The 17,998-nt window shown below is 58.1% G+C and carries 13 protein-coding genes; 6 read left to right on the forward strand and 7 right to left on the reverse strand.

From position 1 onward, the window contains the following. Positions 1–36: 36 nt before the first annotated feature. Together sucC and tilS are read right to left on the reverse strand one after the other, a co-directional pair. Entirely contained in the window at positions 37–1,224 is a 1,188-nt protein-coding gene (sucC, locus tag SH661x_RS23530; RefSeq protein ID WP_437226665.1) for an ADP-forming succinate--CoA ligase subunit beta, read from the reverse strand. Between the two features lie 205 nt (positions 1,225–1,429). Next, positions 1,430–2,422: a tRNA lysidine(34) synthetase TilS gene (gene tilS, locus SH661x_RS23535; RefSeq protein ID WP_437226667.1), complete on the reverse strand. Its 993-nt coding sequence runs from the start codon at positions 2,420–2,422 to the stop codon at positions 1,430–1,432. A gap of 238 nt (positions 2,423–2,660) precedes the next feature. Here tilS and SH661x_RS23540 point away from each other — a divergent pair, with 238 nt between their 5' ends. The 3 genes from SH661x_RS23540 (at position 2,661) to SH661x_RS23550 (ending at position 6,261) form a co-directional block, all read left to right on the forward strand. Then, positions 2,661–3,407 carry a lipoyl(octanoyl) transferase LipB gene (locus SH661x_RS23540; RefSeq protein WP_437226669.1) on the forward strand — a complete coding sequence of 249 codons (747 nt, stop codon included), beginning with the start codon at positions 2,661–2,663 and terminating at the stop codon, positions 3,405–3,407. 76 nt (positions 3,408–3,483) lie between these two features. Next, positions 3,484–4,377 carry a lipoyl synthase gene (lipA, locus tag SH661x_RS23545; RefSeq protein ID WP_437231241.1) on the forward strand — a complete coding sequence of 298 codons (894 nt, stop codon included), beginning with the start codon at positions 3,484–3,486 and terminating at the stop codon, positions 4,375–4,377. A gap of 498 nt (positions 4,378–4,875) precedes the next feature. Next, positions 4,876–6,261 (forward strand): porin, encoded by a 1,386-nt coding sequence (locus SH661x_RS23550; RefSeq protein ID WP_437226671.1) that lies wholly within the window; start codon positions 4,876–4,878, stop codon positions 6,259–6,261. A gap of 33 nt (positions 6,262–6,294) precedes the next feature. Here SH661x_RS23550 and SH661x_RS23555 read toward each other — a convergent pair whose 3' ends face one another. From SH661x_RS23555 to SH661x_RS23565, 3 genes are all read right to left on the reverse strand, one after another. Continuing rightward, a complete protein-coding gene (locus tag SH661x_RS23555) occupies positions 6,295–6,732 on the reverse strand; it encodes a helix-turn-helix domain-containing protein (RefSeq protein WP_437226673.1) in 438 nt (145 codons plus the stop codon). 272 nt (positions 6,733–7,004) lie between these two features. After that, complete coding sequence (locus tag SH661x_RS23560; RefSeq protein ID WP_437226674.1) at positions 7,005–8,432, reverse strand: ammonium transporter; 1,428 nt, start codon at positions 8,430–8,432, stop codon at positions 7,005–7,007. 358 nt (positions 8,433–8,790) lie between these two features. Continuing rightward, a complete protein-coding gene (locus SH661x_RS23565; RefSeq protein ID WP_437226676.1) occupies positions 8,791–9,132 on the reverse strand; it encodes a hypothetical protein in 342 nt (113 codons plus the stop codon). 660 nt (positions 9,133–9,792) lie between these two features. Here SH661x_RS23565 and SH661x_RS23570 point away from each other — a divergent pair. Continuing rightward, positions 9,793–10,323: a hypothetical protein gene (locus SH661x_RS23570; RefSeq protein ID WP_437226678.1), complete on the forward strand. Its 531-nt coding sequence runs from the start codon at positions 9,793–9,795 to the stop codon at positions 10,321–10,323. A 277-nt stretch (positions 10,324–10,600) separates the two neighbouring features. Here the strand turns inward: SH661x_RS23570 and SH661x_RS23575 are convergent, their stop codons facing one another. Together SH661x_RS23575 and SH661x_RS23580 are read right to left on the reverse strand one after the other, a co-directional pair. After that, positions 10,601–10,882 (reverse strand): Sec-independent protein translocase subunit TatA/TatB, encoded by a 282-nt coding sequence (locus tag SH661x_RS23575; RefSeq protein ID WP_437226680.1) that lies wholly within the window; start codon positions 10,880–10,882, stop codon positions 10,601–10,603. A 161-nt stretch (positions 10,883–11,043) separates the two neighbouring features. Further along, complete coding sequence (locus SH661x_RS23580) at positions 11,044–11,325, reverse strand: Sec-independent protein translocase subunit TatA/TatB (protein ID WP_437226682.1); 282 nt, start codon at positions 11,323–11,325, stop codon at positions 11,044–11,046. Positions 11,326–11,650: 325 nt separating this feature from the next. Between SH661x_RS23580 and SH661x_RS23585 the strand changes: the two genes are divergently transcribed. Both SH661x_RS23585 and SH661x_RS23590 read left to right on the forward strand, forming a co-directional pair. Continuing rightward, positions 11,651–13,027, forward strand: a complete 1,377-nt coding sequence (locus tag SH661x_RS23585; RefSeq protein WP_437226684.1) for an alkaline phosphatase family protein — start codon at positions 11,651–11,653, stop codon at positions 13,025–13,027. 193 nt (positions 13,028–13,220) lie between these two features. After that, a complete protein-coding gene (locus tag SH661x_RS23590) occupies positions 13,221–17,909 on the forward strand; it encodes a DEAD/DEAH box helicase (RefSeq protein ID WP_437231242.1) in 4,689 nt (1,562 codons plus the stop codon). The last annotated feature ends 89 nt before the right edge of the window (positions 17,910–17,998 follow it).

The raw sequence follows: 17,998 nt of genomic DNA on the forward strand, positions 1-17,998 counted from the left end.
CTTGGCCATGCTCTCCGAGCACAGTCGATCAGCGACTCAGACTCCCAGCGTGGCCACGACTTTCTTCGCAGCGTCGGTCAGGTCGATGCCGGTTTCAATCTTCTTGCCGGACTGAGCCAGCATCTGGCGAGCCTTCTCGACGTTTGTTCCTTCGAGCCGGACCACCAGCGGAACGGTAATTCCGATCTTGTCATAAGCGGTCAGCAGGGCTTCGACGATGGTGTCGCACTTCATGATTCCGCCGAAGATGTTGACGAGAATCGCTTTGACGTTCTTGTCCGCCAGGATGATGCGAAACGCTTCCGTCACCTGCTCCACGTTGGCACCGCCGCCGACGTCGAGGAAGTTGGCCGGCTCACCGCCGTGCAGCTTGATCAGGTCCATGGTGCTCATGGCCAGACCGGCACCGTTCACCAGACATCCGATGTTGCCGTCCAGTTTGACGTAGCTCAGGCCGGTATTTGCCGCCTGAATTTCTGCTGGATCTTCTTCATTCAGATCTCGCAGTTCCAGCAGGTCCTTGTGACGGAACATGGCGTTGTCGTCGAAGGTGACCTTCGCGTCGAGCGCCAGCAACTGGCCGTCGCCGGTGACGATCAGCGGGTTGATTTCCGTCATGCTGGAGTCGCTCTTGACGAAGAATTCGCAGATCTTCGGGAAGAACGTGTTGGCCGACTTCTGTGCGGCGGCATCCAGCTGCAGTGCGCGACACAGCTTGCGAACCTGATACGGCTGCAGGCCGATCGCGGGATCAAACGCTTCCCGGAAAATCTTCTCCGGATGTTCGTGAGCCAGTTCTTCAATCGCCATTCCCCCTTCAGCGGAGGCGATAATCACAGGCATGCCGACTTCACGGTCGACAACAATGGCCAGATACAGCTCGCGGGCGATGTCCAGCCCCTGCTCGATGTAGACGGTATTGACCTGCTTGCCTTCGTCTCCGGTCTGGATCGTGACGAGAGTCGATCCGAGCATGCGGGCGGCATTCTCAACAGCCTGTTCGGCCGACTTCACCAGCACCACGCCTGCCTGCTCCGGATGTTCTTTGAAACGCCCTTTGCCGCGACCGCCAGCATGAATCTGAGACTTCACCACGCAGACTTTGGTACCGAGCTCTTCGTATGCCTTGGCAGCATCCGCAGCATTCTTGATCACGATCCCGCGAGGAATGGGAACGCCAGCCTTCGCAAAGAGGGCCTTCGCCTGATATTCGTGGATTTTCATAGGTCAGATCAAAGTTGAAAGGGTCAAGTGCCGGGAGGCGGACAACTCACGAACGGAACGTTCTGAACTCGCAATTCCGCCTTCACCCGACGCGTTTATGGATTCTGTTGAACCGCAGACTTTTACGGCTCCTCACAAGGCAGGGTTCTGCGAACCTATGGTATTCATTCACGTTCCGGAACGAAACCATTGTGTCTCCACATTCTCAGGACTCGCGGCGGAGTTCGAACACTTTTTCGCGGCAGATCGCCTCGATTCCCCCGGGGAGCGACGCTTTGGCGGGTTTCCCCGTCGTCACCATCTCCACAAGCTGGCTGAGATGAGCAAATCCCCACGACTGCCGCGGCCATCCCTGCATCCGCCAGATCTGGCTGAACGCCTCCCGCAAGAGCGCCGGCGGTCTCCCCTGCAGAAGTTCCCGCTGAAACCGTACGTTTCCGGGCTGCTGGTCGAGAACCGCACCAGTCAGCAGCTCCCGGGCCAGTACCGTCAACGCCAACTGCGCATCAGCTGCCTGTTCACACAACCGGAGCAATGCGTCATCAACACGCGGGTTCAAATCCGCCCGCAGCAACGGAAGAATTTCATTCCGAATCCGGTTCCGGGTGTAGCTGCGGCTTTCGTTCGTGGAATCGGTGCAAAAATCCTGCTGAATCGAAGCCAAAAACGCCAGGATCTCTTTGCGACTCACCTGAAGCAGAGGCCGCACCAGCAGCGGAGTAGCCACGTTTTCACTAAGTGTTCTGAGTGCAGGAATGCCCGACAAACCCTGCAAACCGCTGCCTCGCACGATGTGATGAAAAACCGTCTCCACCTGATCGTCTGCTGTGTGTGCAACTGCAATCCAGCCACACCCTTCCGCCTCAGCCGTGCGACGCAGAAATTCATACCGCAGCGTCCGTGCCTGCTCCTCTGCGAGTCCCGTGCCCTCTCCGCTGCGGTCGCTTCTTTCTGAACGAACCGGAATCCCCAGCGACTGGCCGAGAGTGTTGACCCAGTTGGCGTCCGCTGCGGATTCGGCACGAATTGCGTGGTCGAAATGCCCGACAACGAGCTGCAGCCCTCGATCTGGCGACAGTTCCGCGAGCCCCCGGAGCAGCGCCACACTGTCAGCCCCCCCTGAGACACCGACCAGCATTTTGCCGTCCCGGATTGCCATCGCGTCCAGAGATTGCACCAGACCCGGAATTAACGCCATTAAACGGACTCAACCTTTTTCTTACAAAAGACTTCCAACCCACGAGAACCCGGAGTACCAGTGCTCAAAATCACTTCCTTCAACATGATCCCGGGCGGCCGCCAACCGACTTTTCCATTCGGCATGGGAAACGTTCCATTCACTTGCCTAAAATAGGGCAAACGAGATTGTTTCCAGAGGTTCCTTCCCAAAAAATGAACCTTCCTCGTCACCATCACTGTATTTTGTCCGCCATCGCATGTCTTCCGCACGCACCAGTCCGTCGAGCCTCTCCATTCATGATGGGACGCTCGAGGTGCATCTGCTGGGACTGGTCGATTTCGACGCGACGCTGGGATTACAGGAACAGCAGATCTATGAAATCAGTGGCCGGGATGACAGGAACGGCTCCCTGTTCCTGTGCGAGCACCCGACACTGATCTCGATGGGACGCGAAGCAAGCCGCTCGCAGCTCCTTTTGGACGATGACGAACTCGCCCGGCTGGGGTTGCCGGTTCGATGGGTCGCCCGCGGCGGAGGAGCGTATCTGCACGCCCCCGGACAGCTGGCGATCTACCTGCAACTTCCGTTGCAGAGACTCGGCGTGAGCGTGATTCACTACCGGGCCTTGTTTGAATCCTCCCTGCTGAAGCTCTGTCAGGAACTCAAGATTCCTGCGAAACTTCAGCCTGATCTGGCCGGAATCTGGAGTCGGAACGGACAGCTGGGATTCTTTGGAGCAGCGGTGAAGTCGTGGGTCAGCTGCCACGGCATGTTTTTGAATATCTCTGTCGATCCCCGCATGCTGGAATGGACGTTGTCCAACCCGGCCGGCGTTCGATCGACGACAATGCAGTCACAACGGCTCGATCCCGTTCGCATGCCGCAAGTTCGAGAAGGTTTGATTCGCCACATCGCGGACGCTTTCGGTTATGCTGCAGCGGAAGTCTCGACGGGCCATCCATTATTAAGACGAACATCACAACGAGTTTTGACCCATGCATGAGTTGCCTATTCTCGGCCAGTCGTCCTGTTCTTCTGGGGGATCCGGCCAGACCGGATGCCAGAGCGGCGGGCTGCAGATGCTCGACACGCTGCCGCCGGCAGAACGCCGTCGCTTGCCGAAATGGCTGAAGCGCCCGATGCCCAGCGCGGAGATGATGTTCACCAGCGGAGTGATCGAAGACCTGCGTCTGGAAACGGTCTGCGAAAGCGCGAAGTGTCCCAACCGGACCGAATGCTGGGCACAGAAGACCGCGACGTTCATGATTCTCGGAAACGTCTGCACCCGGCCGTGCGGCTTCTGTTCCGTTCCCCGCGGAAAGACGGAACAGATCGAACTGGATGAGCCGGATCGGGTCGCGGAAGCGGCTGAACGTCTGGGGCTCAAGCACGTCGTGATCACCTGCGTCACCCGCGACGACCTTCCTGACGGCGGTGCCGAACATTTTTATCGCTGTGTTCTGGCCGTCCGTGAGCGGACCGGAGCTGCGGTGGAAGTGCTGACTTCCGACTTCATGGGAAATCGGGCTGCGATCAGCCGGGTTATTGAGGCTCGGCCGGACGTGTTCAATCACAACACCGAGACGGTTCCTCGCCTTTACAACCGGGTTCGTCGCAATGCGGAATACCAGCGGACTCTGAACCTGCTGGCTCAGGTGAAGGAAGAAGCACCAGAAATCCCCACCAAGAGCGGACTGATGCTGGGGCTGGGGGAGACCTTGGAAGAGGTTCTGGAAGTCGCTGCGGACCTGCGCGGCGTCGGATGCGACATGCTGACCATCGGGCAGTACTTGCAACCGGATCCGAAGCTGCTGCCGGTTGAAAAATACTGGACTCCGGAAGAGTTCGATTACATCGGAGAAGAATGCCGCCTGCTGGGCTTCAGCATGGTCGCCAGCGGACCGTTCGTGCGGTCGAGCTACCACGCCGGTGAGATGGCTGATGAAGTCTCCGGGAAGCACTCTGGCGCCTAGCAATTTTGCAGGCGTGATGGCGTCGAGTGCAAACGAATTCGGGCCGCATCCATCGGTCCATTCGTCACAACAGTGTCGTCGCGTTTGGTTGCAAGACTGGGCAAATTGCCGCACTCGGAGAGTGGGGCGTACGTAGCTAGCACTCTCCGAGTGCGAGAATCTCCATGAGGGGTTCGAATTCGCACCGAAGCTTTCGGCATCTTCTGCCGGGGCCCCTGATCGCAACTGCGAGATTAGTAAGACTTGGCAGTTTAGAGGGGCCGTTCTCCCGCCTCACGAATTCTTAACATGAACCCCTCTAGGCTCCCCGGGAAGAGGGCGTCAGTATCCCCGCGTCGTCAGGTTTTTGACGGCCCTGGGCCGCATTCGCCATGCCCTTGAGCCCCCTGCCTATTCGTTTTCATGTCCCGGATTGACCTCCCCCAGTTCTGGCGTCCCTGCTCACGCGCAATCGCGGCTGTGACAGTCGGGCTGGCTTTGTTGATTTCCGGCCCACTCATGGCCCAGGAACCGGACGCGAGCGAATTGGACCTCCCCGGGCTGTTTGAGCTCCCCGACTCTTCCGACATCAAGCTGATTCAGGCGGAAAGCCCCGCCATCGAAGCGACTGTCCCCCCTGCCCCAGCTCCAGCCCGCAGAGACGAAGAAGGGGTGCTGATGGACGGGATTCCTGACCCGTTTGCGGATGACCCATTGCTGGGCAAAGGAAAGGGCGGAGAGAAGAAATGGTACGAGAAGCTGAACATCCGGGGTTATGCCCAGTTCCGCTTCAATGAAGTGACCAATCAGGAAAGCGACTCCGCCCCTCCCAGCTATGCCGGAGACAACTCGGTCGATGATGAACGCAACTTCATTATTCGACGGGCCCGAGTCATCATCAGCGGCGATGTCCATGACAGGGTGTTCGTGTACCTCCAGACCGATTTCGCCAGCGGCGTCCCCGGAAGCCCTGATGCGGACATGTACGCCCAGATCCGGGACTGGTACGCGGACTTCTACATCACCGAAGATCAGGTCCACCGGATCCGGGCTGGACAGTCCAAAGTCCCGTACGGCTGGGAAAACATGCAGTCCAGTTCGAACCGGATTCAACTGGACCGGAACGATGGGCTGAACAGTGCAGTCCGGAATGAACGAGACCTCGGGCTGTTCTACTACTACACACCGGAATGGGTTCAGAACGTCTTCGAGCAGGTGATTGATGAAAACCTGAAGGGATCGGGAAACTACGGGATGGTGGGCCTGGGAATCTATAACGGTCAGGGTGGGTCTTTGCGTGACCGGAATGACGGTTTTCATGTGGTCGGACGCATCACCTATCCAGTCATCTTCAATAACGGTCAGATCTGGGAACTCGGCCTGCAGGGATACACCGGCGATTACGTCGTGCTCGGAGCTCCGATCGAACCCAACGGAGTGGGCCCCCCGATCATCCCGGCTGGGACAGACAACCATCATGGTCAGACCGATCAGCGGCTCGCCGGCTCATTCATCATGTATCCACAGCCGCTCGGCTTTCAGGCGGAATGGAACGTCGGTCGAGGTCCCGCGCTCAACAAAGCTCAGACAGCAGTCCAGGTCCAATCGCTGTACGGCGGATATGCGATGCTGTTCTACAAGTACGACTCACAGCGAGTCGGGACGTTCTTCCCGTTCCTCCGTTACACCCATTTCAAAGGGGGATACAAAGCGTTCCGCAATGCCCCTTATTCAGACATGCGGGACTGGGAACTCGGATGTGAATGGCAGTTCAACAAGGTTGTGGAACTGACGGGTTCTTACCTGTTCGCCAATCGAACCAACCTGAACGCCGTCTCCGCTGGAGAATCGTACCTCCCCTTCATCGGACAAGTGCTCCGATTCCAGTTGCAGGTGAACTACTAGGGAAGCGGTCACTCACAGAGGCGAAAGAACGTCTTATTCCTCGGTCTTGACGCCGTGTTGCTGCAGCATGCGATGCAACGTATTCCGGTTGATCCCCAGCCGGTCCGCCGTGCGGGTCTTGACTCCATCGCACTCCGCGTACACCTGGCAGAGAAGCCGCTCCTCGATGCGACTGACGATCCGTTCATAGAGATCGCAGGCATCGGGTCCCGCATTGGCCACTTCGCGATGCAGCAGATCATCGAGAGTCGCATCCGAGACCGGCTCCGGTCTGACGACATTCAGAATCGTCGACATCACCTTGCTGGCGACCGCATCGGTCACCGTGATCTCGAGCCGGACGGTCCCTTCCCGCTGGGCAAATGAAAGATCGCCGGTAGCGCCGGTTTCCGGAATCCGGTTCGAACCCGGGATCAGTTCGTGAGGAGCGTTTTCCGTGACCGGAAACACCATCGCCATAATCGTCTTCATCTGTGATGTTTCCCCCGGTTGAGCACGCCAGGTCTGCACCAGAAATTGGCGAGCTTGAAAGAGGCCCCCTCGAACAGTCCGTTCGCAGGTCGCCTCAACCCAGCCCGATCCCCATGAATCGTTCTTCAGAAAGTGTTTCAAAGTGCCCGGAGAAGCCTGGCTTCAAGGGAGATCCTCAAAGCCAGGCCACCCTGCCGGGCGAGATCCTGATATCGAACCATCGCCCCGGTTCGCCCTGAAGCAGAGCGAGCCAAGGCCACCACTGCCCGTCATTACTGGAAGATGTAGCCTTCCTCACCATGCTGGGTGAGATCGAGCCCCTGAATTTCGTCTTCTTCGCTCACCCGCAGCCCCATGATGGCGTTGAGGACCAGCAGGATGATGAACGTCCCGACGACCGCCAGCGCCATGGAGGCACCGACACCAATGATCTGGTTGATGAACTGCTGGGTTCCCCCTTCGAGAAGTCCCACATTTCCTTCCGTGACGCTCTTGGTCGCGAAGACGCCAGTCAGGATGGCACCCAGAGTTCCTCCGACACCATGCACGCCGAAGGCATCCAGCGAATCGTCATAACCCAGCGCCACTTTCAGTTTCGCACAGGCCAGATAGCAGACCACGCCGGCAGCCAGTCCCAGATAGATTCCGTGAATCGGATTCACAGCCCCTGCAGCAGGGGTAATACAGACCAGTCCTGCGACAGCACCGGAGCAGGCTCCCAGTGTTGTCGGTTTTCCATGCAGGGCCCATTCCGCAACGGCCCAGGCGAGAACGCCGGCAGCAGCTGCCAGATGTGTTGCAAAGAATGCATTCACAGCCCATTTGTCGGAGGCCACGGCGCTACCCCCGTTGAAGCCGAACCAGCCCACCCACAGCAGAGCAGCACCAATGCAGGTGTAGGTCAGGTTGTGCGGAGGCATCGGCTCTTTGCCGTATCCAATTCGCTTGCCGATGAACAGTGCACACAGCAATGCAGAGACCCCGGAGCTGATGTGAACCACTGTTCCCCCAGCGAAGTCAAAACAGGGAACACTCGCCTTGGGATTGAGAATGTTCAGCCAGCCTGGAGTCGACCAGACCCAGTGTGCAATCGGGCAGTAAACCACCAGCCCCCAGACGACAGAGAACACACACATGGAGCTGAACTTCATCCGCTCCGCGAATGCTCCACAGATCAGAGCAGGAGTGATGATGAAGAACATCCCCTGAAACAGACAAAAGATCATGTCGTTCGTGGCGGCTTCCAGCGTTCGGCTGCCGTCGGCGATCACCCCTTTGAGCATCACGTGATCCAGGTTGCCGATGTACGGGCTGGATCCTCCGAACGCCCAGCTATAGGCGACGACCGCCCACAGCACGGACATCATCCCCATCAGAAAGACGCACTGCATCATGACGCCCAGAATGTTCTTCTTGCGAACAAGCCCGCCGTAGAACAAGGCGAGGCCGGGTGCAGTCATCATGAGGACCAAGGCTGAGGACGTCAGCATCCAGGCGATTTTTCCGGAATCGAGTTCGACAGGAGGAGCTGTTTCCTCCGCTGCGACAGCTTCAGACTGTCCGGTTTCCGCGGGGGCGGGAAGGGTCGTCGCTGCTTCAGGGGCTGCTTCTTGGGCAACAGCCAGATTTCCCATCAGCAGCAACATGATCGCTGCTGTGGACAGGCACATGCGTTTGAAATTCAACACCGTCAAACTCATCAGAAATCTCCAGGATCAGAAGGTTAAGTTCATCCAAAAAAACAGAAACGACTCCATCAACGAATGTCGTCTTCCATGTGCGTGCAGACGCTGCCTCCTGACCTGTTCCTCGGCTTGCTGCGAGCGCGGGACGTGATGAAGAAACCTGCAGAATCCACCTCCAGAGAGAGGGACAAAGCGGTCTCAGCCATCAGCTTCAGCGGCAAGCAGGCAACACGTTCCGCAATGAAATCACAAACCGAATCAGAGTCGGTCCGTGTTCAGCAAAGGGGTGTGTCGCGTTCACCAAGTGGGCTCCAACGAATCTTGTGTTCCACGCAGGAAGTACGTGGAATCCGTTCAAGCGGTGAGGCAGCGTTTAGACCTGCAGGTTGCCTGCGGTCTGCGGTGGCAACTGCGCAGCAGCCATGGCCGTTTCGAAGGCGACCAGTGCGGTCGTCGCAGCGTTCGTCAGCATCTCATGCGTCGTCGAATATTGACGACCATTGCCGGAGAAGCTCAGTTCGAAAGAGCGATCGTCCATCCCGCGAACCGAGAGCAGACCTTCATCAGGCGCGCGATAGACCGGCTCTACAACCGGATCCGCCGACGAAAGCGGATGGCCGTTCACAGAGACTCCTTCTCCCGATGACTCAAATGTGCAGGCTGCGCCAAGCAGCACAGCAGCGATGAGCAGGGAAAGAGTCAGCCGGTACGACATAGCGAAGTTGAAGTCACGGTGTAATCGGGGGGACGATGACGGTTGAGCAACATTTGCACAAATCATTCCATTTTCAGGGCGAACTGCACACTGTTGATGCAATCCCCATTCGCCACGAGATTTAAGGCACCAAAAAACGAAAGATCTAGCATTTCAAAGGAGCGAACTGCCATTCCGCTGCGCAGATCAAGTTCATTACTGCACACGGATCGGGCAGCCGCATGACTCAGAAGCAAACTCTCCGAACGTCACCGATCCAAAGGCCAATCTGAACTGTCTTCACTCGGTGTGACCGGGCGATTGATGTAGATCTGTCAGTGCCGTTTGAAATTGTTTCCAGAACACCGCGCCTAGAGTTCGGAGACCTGTCCGCCAGGAATGATGCCATTTTGCAACATGAACTGGGGTGTTGATTAGGCAATTCAGGCGAAATCTTCCCGCGGAAGCGGCTCTGACGGCATATTGCAAAAAGGCTACAGTTCCCGAGGATCAAAGCTTTGCCAAAGTGGGCGCACGATGTGCAAGGAGTGTTAGGATGGCTTGTCGAATCACAGTTCCTGCAACCGTTCAGGATTCACGGACTGCGTTCACTGGTGTGACCGCCCTGATCCTTTTGTTGTGTCCAGAACAAGTCGGATTCTCCGGCCCATTGAGGTTTCCATGCGTCGTTCACTCATGAATCTTGTCGTGACAGCGGCCGCCTGTGGCGCTCTGTCGAATGCAGCGACGCTGGCCGTCGCCCAAACCCCGACATATGCCCCGACGACTCCACTCGTCGCGCCTGGAGATCCTGTCACCACTCCAGACACCACGACGCTTCCGTCCATGACCATTCCCCCCACAGCGGTCCCGAATTCGAACTCGAGTCCGACTCCAACCTTGGGAACGCCTTATCAGATTCCCAGCGGAAGCACGGTCGATCCCGGAACAACCGTCGTGACTCCGGGAACTGCAATCCCAGCCACCCCATCGACAGGGACGTGGTACCCGGGATACTGGCTCGGATACCGCCCGGGCGCTCCCCCATACGGCGGCGGCCCGGTTCCTTACCGCACAAACTATCAGGGATTCGCACCTTATGGGGCATCTGCACCGGGGGCATGTGGATCCTGCAATACCTGCCCGACTCCCTGTGGACCTCAGAACCTCGAATTCGGTCGCGGCTATGACGGGTTCATGACCGGCTGGTAAGACTCAGCGAATCAAGATCCAGGACACGCGTGAGCGGCATGGCTTCAGTCATGCCGCTCATTTGTTTTCAACATGAGCGGGCGAAAAGATTTGTTTAGCTGCACACTTCAAGAGTGCAGCTAAACGTGACGGGATTGCCGGTATCGACTTCTTGAGTTCTGCGACGGGCTGCAGGACGATTCAGCGTGCAATGCCCTCGATGTTTTCAACACCAGAAAAAAAGAGCCTCGCAGAATGCCTGCGAGGCTCTTTTGCTGACTCAGACAGTTGGAGAAACTCAGGCGTGAGTTTCAGCTTTGGGCTCTGAGGTGGGAGGCTCGAAGCGAGGAGCCTTCCACTGCTGTTCGTCATTGTCGACGCTGGGACGTGAGCTCGAGGTCGTCGAGGTTGAAGACGACCGTCCCGCGTTGTGGACTTCGTCCTCAATCCCGTTCATTCCCTTTTTGAACTCGACAATCCCTTTCCCGAGACTGCGGGCGACTTCCGGCAGCCGCTTCCCGAAGAGAAGCAGTGCAATTATCCCCACAATGATCATTTCCGGAGGGCCAATACCAAACATCTTTTCACCTCATCTGCTTTAGACCAGTCCGGTCTATCGTGGGCAGGCGCTTCAGGATTTTCACCGCATGAAAGTCCGTCTGATCGCCTGCGGAACGTGATCTGTTTTCTATGAAACCATTCTCGAATCTGAAATGCCGTCAATCCAGCAGGAGGAACTGGTTACGACTCGGAACTGCTGGAAGGAGTTTCCCCGTCCGCAAGCCCTTTTTTGAACGCAGGCACGCTTTGCCCCAGGGACAGGAACAGTCCCGGGAGACGTCGGCCGAACAACAGCAGAATGATCACCGCTAAAATGACCAGTTCCGGTACACCCAGTCCAAACATCGCAACCCCCAAAGTATTCTGACGCGGGAAGAAAGCCAGCAACTGGGAAATGGGTGGCGACAGCGAATGTGCATCATCAATGCACGGACGAGTGACGCCCCCGGACCAGCCGGACATTCGACACTCGTTTAGCCCGCGATTGCATGGCGAGCCGGTTGAGCGATCACAATCATACGAGATTGCCAATGAATGTCAAATTCGGATCCGGAAACTTGCCGGGGTCTCGGGTCGCTCCCCCGGCTCTTTCCCGGAATTTCCCACCGATGTCCCTGCAGATGCCATATCCTGTTCCGCTTCCGGAAAAGTGGAAATGACGTGCAAATCTCCCTCTGAAACCCTGAACCGAACCACGGGGTCTGTTACGATTTCACTTCGAGTCCGCGATGGCCGAAAGCCTCGCTGACACCCGTCCGACAGCCTTCCTCAGAATGAAGGGAACACCATGCTCACGTTCCGCTTTCCGCTTGTTTTCACCCTCCTCGTTACGTTCGCGAGCGTCAGCCTTGGGCAAGACGATGGCCTCGCTCAGCATGTCGTCCTGATCAGCGTCGACGGACTTCCCGCAGAGCTGCTGAACGATCCCGCCGTGCCGCTGGACGCGATCCGTGGACTCGCCCTCGAGGGAGTGGCGGCCGAGGGGATGATCCCGTCGAATCCGTCGGTGACCTGGCCCAACCACACAACGCTGGTCACAGGTGCTCAGCCGATTGACCACGGCGTTCTTTTCAATGGCGTCCTGGAACGGACAGGACTGGGACTGCCGGTTCAGGTCAACCCAAAAACAGACGGATCCGAACTGGTGCGAATCCCCACACTGGCGGATGCGTTGCATGCTCAGGGGCGGAAGGTTGTGGGCATCAACTGGCCCTGCACACACAACTCGCCAGCCTATTTCGTGGACTTCCCGGACACCCCCGACATGATGAAGTACACGACCCCTGCCTTCCTGGATGAACTGATTCAGGCAGAACTGGTGGACCCGGATATCCGCAACTCGTTCGCAAAACTTTCGCCGCTCGCGAGAGACCAGGTCTGGACCAGCGCTGCCTGCTATGCCCTGGAAAAATACAAGCCGGCACTCACACTCGTGCACCTGCTGAACCTCGATGCAGTGCACCATCGATATGGATCCGGGACCTGGGCGGGCTACAGCGCGATGGCCTACGAAGACACCCGGGTGCAGAAGATCCTGGACACTCTCGACGAAACCGGCATGCGTCCTCACACGACAGTGATCGTCGTCTCTGACCACGGATTCATGACCATCCCCCAGACAATCAATCCAAACGTCCTCCTTCGCCAGAACGACCTGCTGACCGTTGAAGGAGATCGCATCACAGCAGCCACCGTGCAGGCTTATCCGGAAGGGGGAGTCGCAATGGTCTATCTGACTCGCCCGGACACTGCACAGGCAGATCTCGCGAAAGCGATCCAGATTTTTGAAGGAGCTGAAGGGATCGCCGGGATTCTGACCCCGGAACAGTATCCGGAACTGGGTCTCCCACAGCCGGACGAATACCCCCAGATGGCAGACTTCATTCTCGTCGCCAAAGACGGTTATGGGTTCAGCGGGACAGCGACCGGCAGCGAGTTCATCACCAAAAGCACCGCGACACTCGGTACCCATGGGTTCCTCTCCACCAACCCCCGGATGAAGGCCACGTTTGTGGCTGAGGGAGCCGGTATCAAACCCGGAGTCAAACTCGGAGTGTTCGAGAATACTCGTGTCGCTCCGACGATCGCGCGGCTGCTGGGGGTTGAACTGAAATCCGCCACAGCCGAGCCGCTGAACGAGATTTTGCTGGCTCCAGCACGCTAGACCAGTTTGGTCTATCATGTGTAGGCGATTCAGGATTCCCATCGCATGAAAGTCCATATTATCGCCTGCGGAACGCGATAGATCTTTTGCAAAACCGCTCTGAAGAGCGAATTCGGCAGCCCCGTCACCTGCGTGGATGGAAAACACGGGGCTGCCGGAATATCATGTTCGGGCGTACAGGAGGTGAGTTCTGATCGCTCGAGATGCGTTAGCTTCGTTTCACCCGGTCATTCAGGACTGGTTTCGTTCCCGGTTTCAGGGTCCGACCGAGCCCCAGGCTCAGGGATGGCCATCGATCGCGGCGGGCGAGCACACTCTGATTTCCGCGCCGACCGGAAGTGGAAAGACTCTGACGGCTTTTCTCGCAGTGATTGACCGGCTCTTCCGCCAGGCTGCCGCAGGCGAACTGGAACCGGGCCTGCAGGTCGTTTACATCTCCCCGTTGCGAGCCCTCTCCAACGACATGCAGCGGAATCTCGAAGGGCCGCTCGCGGAGATTCACCAGACTGCCGCTGAATGGGGCATCGACATTTCCCCTCTGCGAACGGGACTGCGGACCGGTGACACGAGTGCCTATCAACGGGCACAGATCGTCAAGAACCCTCCTCACATTCTCGTGACCACTCCGGAGTCACTGTATCTGCTGCTCACTTCCGAAAAGAGTCGGGAGATGCTGCGGAGCGTGAATACGGTCATTGTGGATGAAATTCATGCACTCGTGCGGGACAAGCGGGGTTCACACCTGGCACTGTCACTCGAACGACTGGAGGCGCTGACCAGCCAGAAGCTGCAGCGGATCGGACTCTCCGCCACGCAGAAGCCGATTGAACGCATGGCGGACTTTCTGGTGGGTGTTGAGAGACGAGAGTTGAGTGTTGAGTGTCAGGAAAAGCTGAACGGATCGCTCCCTGAAAACTCCTCTCAACGCTCAACCCTCAACACTCAACACTCTCTGCTCAACGTGCAACGCTCAGCCCGCATCGTCAACGTTGGTCACTCGCGCGAGCTGGATCTCGCGGTGGAAGTTCCTCCCAGCGATCTGCAGGCAGCCTGCTCCCACGAACAATGGGCCGAGGTGAACGCTCGAATCGTCGAGCTGATCAACTCGCATCGCAGCACACTCATCTTCGTCAACACGCGTCGACTGGCCGAGCGACTCACCCATCAGCTGACGCAGCTTCTGGGAGAAGAGGCTGTCGGCAGCCATCACGGATCGCTTTCGAAAGAGATTCGACTTGATACAGAACAACGCCTGAAGAATGGCGAGCTGAAGGCTGTTGTCGCGACATCGTCATTGGAACTGGGAATCGATGTCGGGTATATCGACCTCGTGATTCAAATCGGTTCGCCCCGAGGGATCGCTCCGTTTTTGCAGCGAATCGGGCGGTCGGGACATGCGCTGGGACTGGTGCCGCGAGGCCGTCTCTTCGCCCTGACCCGCGATGAACTGGTCGAGTGCATGGCGCTGATCCGCGCGGTGCGAAACGGGCGTCTCGATGTCACCCCGATTCCCATTGCCCCGCTGGACATTCTGGCTCAGCAGATTGTGGCTGAGCTGGCAACAGCCGAATGGGACGTCGATCAACTCTACTCGACGTTCACCCGGGCCTGGCCCTATCAGTCGCTCACCCGTGAGTCCTTTGAGCAGACTCTGGACCTCCTCAGCACCGGTCTGACCGGCACCGAGGGACGTGGCCGGGCCATGATCTACTACGATCGCATCAACGGGCGGGTCAAAGGGAGGCGAGCTGCGCGGCTGCTCGCCCTGAGCAACGGCGGAGCGATCGCAGAAATCGATTCGGTGCGAGTCGTCCTCGAAGATGAAAACACGGTCGTCGGATCAGTCGATGAAGAGTTCGCGGTCGAGAGCTCATCGGGCGACATCTTTCTGCTCGGGAACACGTCATGGCGGATACAGCGTCTGCGTGGAAACGACCTGATTGTCACCGACGCTCAGGGAGCTCCGCCCACGATCCCGTTCTGGCGCGGAGAGGCCCCCGGCCGCACCATTGAACTTTCTGAAGAGATTGCCCGGCTCCGCGAAGAAGTGGAACGACGACTGATTCAGGCTGACCAGGAGCATGGGAGTTATTCTCCATCCGAGGAATCGCCCACTGAAGATGTTGAACGCCCCGCGAAATGGCATCCCATTGCAGGTTGGCTCCAGCAGGAAACGCTCTCTTCAGAATTCGCAACCTGGCAGGTTGTCATTTACATGGCCTCTCAGCGGGCCGCAATCGGACTTCTCCCAACTCAGAACAAGATTGTCTTTGAACGGTTCTTCGATGAATCCGGCGGGATGCAGCTGGTCGTGCACGCCCCGTTCGGTGGACGGATCAATCGCGGGTGGGGTCTCGCCTTTCGAAAACGATTCTGCCGGTCCTTCGATTTCGAACTGCAGGCATCGGCAGACGATGACGGATTCCTGCTCTCACTCGGACCACAGCACAGCTTCCCCATCGAATCGCTGTTCCCGATGATGCGGACCGACAATGCCCGCAATCTGCTCGAACAGGCACTGCTGGTCGCCCCGATGTTTCATCTCCGCTGGCGATGGAATATCACACGTTCGCTCTTTCTCGAACGGATGCGCAGCGGCAAGAAAGTCCCGCCGGCACTTCAACGATTCCGTTCTGAAGACATGCTGACAGCCGTCTTCCCAAAGCTGACGGGCTGCCAGGAAAACATCGTCGGGGACCACGAAATTCCCGATCATCCACTGATGCGACAGACAGTCGAGGACTGCTTGTTCGAAGCTCTGGATATCGACGGTCTCACCGCCGTGCTGGGGAAGATTGAGGCGGGAGAGATCACCCTGATCGGTCGGGACACCCGTGAACCGTCCCCATTTGCCTACGAACTGCTGAATGCGAATCCCTATGCATTTCTCGATGGAGGAGAAGTGCAGGAACGCCGTGCCCGCGCCGTCGCCACGCGTCGTTCACTCAGCGTTGAAGGGATGCGGGATCTGGGCCGTCTCGATCCCCGTGCGATTCATGATGTTGTCGCTGAAGCGCAGCCTGAAGTCCGCGATGCAGATGAACTCCACGACCTTCTCGTCAGCAGAATTCTGATTCCGATCGGGCAACACTGCGACTCCCCGGCCGCAGCCACACTCGCACTCGCTGCAAATCAACTCCGGGAGAAAGAGGAGTTGTTCGAAGAGCTGCGCGAACAAGGCCGCGCGGTTCGCGTGAGCTATCAGGGGAATGAGAAAGCCCATCAAGGATGGATTGCCACAGAATGCTGGTCAGCGATCAGCACACTGTTCCCGGAAGTCATCGCTGAAGACCCGGTCTCGCTCCCCGCTTCGCTTGTCAAAACCTGGGAAGCGACCGAAGCATTGGTCTCACTTCTGCGCGGCTGGCTGGAGACCTGTGGCCCCGTGACGGCATGTCAGCTGGCCGACCTGCTCGGACTGCCGGAAAGCCGGATCTCCGCATCACTGGAAGCGATCGAAGGGGAAGGACTCATTCTCCGCGGACGGTTTCTGGAAACGGTTGAAAGCGCAAGTGGACCGCCCCCACTCTCAACACTCAACGCTCAACCCTCAACGCCCCCCGAATGGTGCCATCGCCGACTGCTGGCCCGCATCCATCGCCGTACGATTTCCGGTCTCCGACAAGAGATTGAAGCGGTCGATCCTTCGGTGTACCTGGAATTCCTTGCCCGGTCTCAAGGGGTTCTGTCCGGCCATCACAAACAGGGAGTCGATGGGCTGCACGAGGTGATCTCCCAGCTGCAGGGGACCGATGTGGCAGCGGGAGCCTGGGAGCAATCGATCCTGCCGCTGCGAGTGGAAGGCTATCGCAGCTCCTGGCTGGATGAACTTTGTCTTTCCGGCAGCGTCGGCTGGGGGAGACTGGAACCACAGGCGAAGCGGAAATCCTCAGGTCGCCCCATGGCCTCCATGACGCGAGCCATCCCGGTCTCGCTCTTTCTGAGAGAAGACCAGCCGTGGCTGATGCAACGTTCGGTGGACGCTCCCGTCGAAGAGTTATCCCCCTGCGCACAGGAATTACTGGCGTTGCTGCAGACTCAGGGGGCACTGTTTTCCTCGGATCTCTGCCAGCGACTGAAGCTGCTCCCCTCGCAGCTTGATGAACTGCTCGGAGAACTGGTCGCCTACGGATGGTTAACAGCCGATGGCTTTGCCGGTCTGCGACAGTTGATCAACTCGGGCACAAACGACTCCCGACCCGGTTTACCCAGCCGATACCGAAGAGTCCGTCAGAGAACACAGGGACTCGGTCGATGGACGTTGATGAACCGGCCGGAATCCGACCTGACGCCGGATCAACATGTTGAAGAATGGGCGTGGCAGCTGATTCGCCGCTGGGGAGTCGTCTTCCGGGATCTGGTTCTCCGGGAATGTCTGGCCCCGCAATGGTGGGAACTGCTGAAGGTCTATCGCCGACTGGAGGCACGCGGCGAATTACGCGGCGGTCGGTTCATTCGCGGAGTGAGTGGAGAACAGTTCGCCACCAGTGAGGCGATTCGAGAACTCCGCTCGATCCGTTCGGACGAGTCCCCTGCGCAGCTTCTCATTCTCTCCGGAGCCGACCCGTTGAATCTCACCGGCGTGGTCGGTTCGGGCATGCGAATTCCAGGCCTGGCGGCCCATGGAGTCGCCTATCGCAAAGGACAGGTGGTCGGTTGGAAGAAGGGGGAAGACCACTGGATCTTCTCCGGACTGTCGAAATCCGAACAGCACTTGCTGGCGAGCCAGTGGGGAATCGTCGGAACTTCTGAAACGGTGCAAGGGCCAGAGCACCGCGAAACGGAACGAACCAGTACCGAAGCAGAGCTGCAGGCCGAAAAGAAGAAGCGTCGAAACCGGACACCGGCCCGCGCGGGGATTCCCAAGCCGTTTCCGTTCTGAAGAAAAAGACCGAGCCGCGAAAGAGAATCTCTCGCGGCTCGGGAAAAGGTCAACGTGAAAACTGAATCGACAGGTGGGGCAATCAACTG

This window comes from Planctomicrobium stercoris, from assembly GCF_051465655.1.
Classification (GTDB): Bacteria; Planctomycetota; Planctomycetia; order Planctomycetales; family Planctomycetaceae; genus Planctomicrobium.

What these genes read in the sequence shown, in the direction of transcription:
- SH661x_RS23565 (WP_437226676.1), bottom strand. Translation starts at nt 9,132, where the DNA reads ATGTCGTACCGGCTGACTCTTTCCCTGCTCATCGCTGCTGTGCTGCTT.
- SH661x_RS23585 (WP_437226684.1), top strand. Translation starts at nt 11,651, where the DNA reads ATGCTCACGTTCCGCTTTCCGCTTGTTTTCACCCTCCTCGTTACGTTC.
- lipA (WP_437231241.1), top strand. Translation starts at nt 3,484, where the DNA reads ATGCTCGACACGCTGCCGCCGGCAGAACGCCGTCGCTTGCCGAAATGG.
- SH661x_RS23570 (WP_437226678.1), top strand. Translation starts at nt 9,793, where the DNA reads ATGCGTCGTTCACTCATGAATCTTGTCGTGACAGCGGCCGCCTGTGGC.
- SH661x_RS23550 (WP_437226671.1), top strand. Translation starts at nt 4,876, where the DNA reads ATGGCCCAGGAACCGGACGCGAGCGAATTGGACCTCCCCGGGCTGTTT.
- tilS (WP_437226667.1), bottom strand. Translation starts at nt 2,422, where the DNA reads ATGGCGTTAATTCCGGGTCTGGTGCAATCTCTGGACGCGATGGCAATC.
- SH661x_RS23575 (WP_437226680.1), bottom strand. Translation starts at nt 10,882, where the DNA reads ATGTTTGGTATTGGCCCTCCGGAAATGATCATTGTGGGGATAATTGCA.
- SH661x_RS23580 (WP_437226682.1), bottom strand. Translation starts at nt 11,325, where the DNA reads ATGTCCGGCTGGTCCGGGGGCGTCACTCGTCCGTGCATTGATGATGCA.
- SH661x_RS23555 (WP_437226673.1), bottom strand. Translation starts at nt 6,732, where the DNA reads ATGAAGACGATTATGGCGATGGTGTTTCCGGTCACGGAAAACGCTCCT.
- sucC (WP_437226665.1), bottom strand. Translation starts at nt 1,224, where the DNA reads ATGAAAATCCACGAATATCAGGCGAAGGCCCTCTTTGCGAAGGCTGGC.
- SH661x_RS23560 (WP_437226674.1), bottom strand. Translation starts at nt 8,432, where the DNA reads ATGAGTTTGACGGTGTTGAATTTCAAACGCATGTGCCTGTCCACAGCA.
- SH661x_RS23540 (WP_437226669.1), top strand. Translation starts at nt 2,661, where the DNA reads ATGTCTTCCGCACGCACCAGTCCGTCGAGCCTCTCCATTCATGATGGG.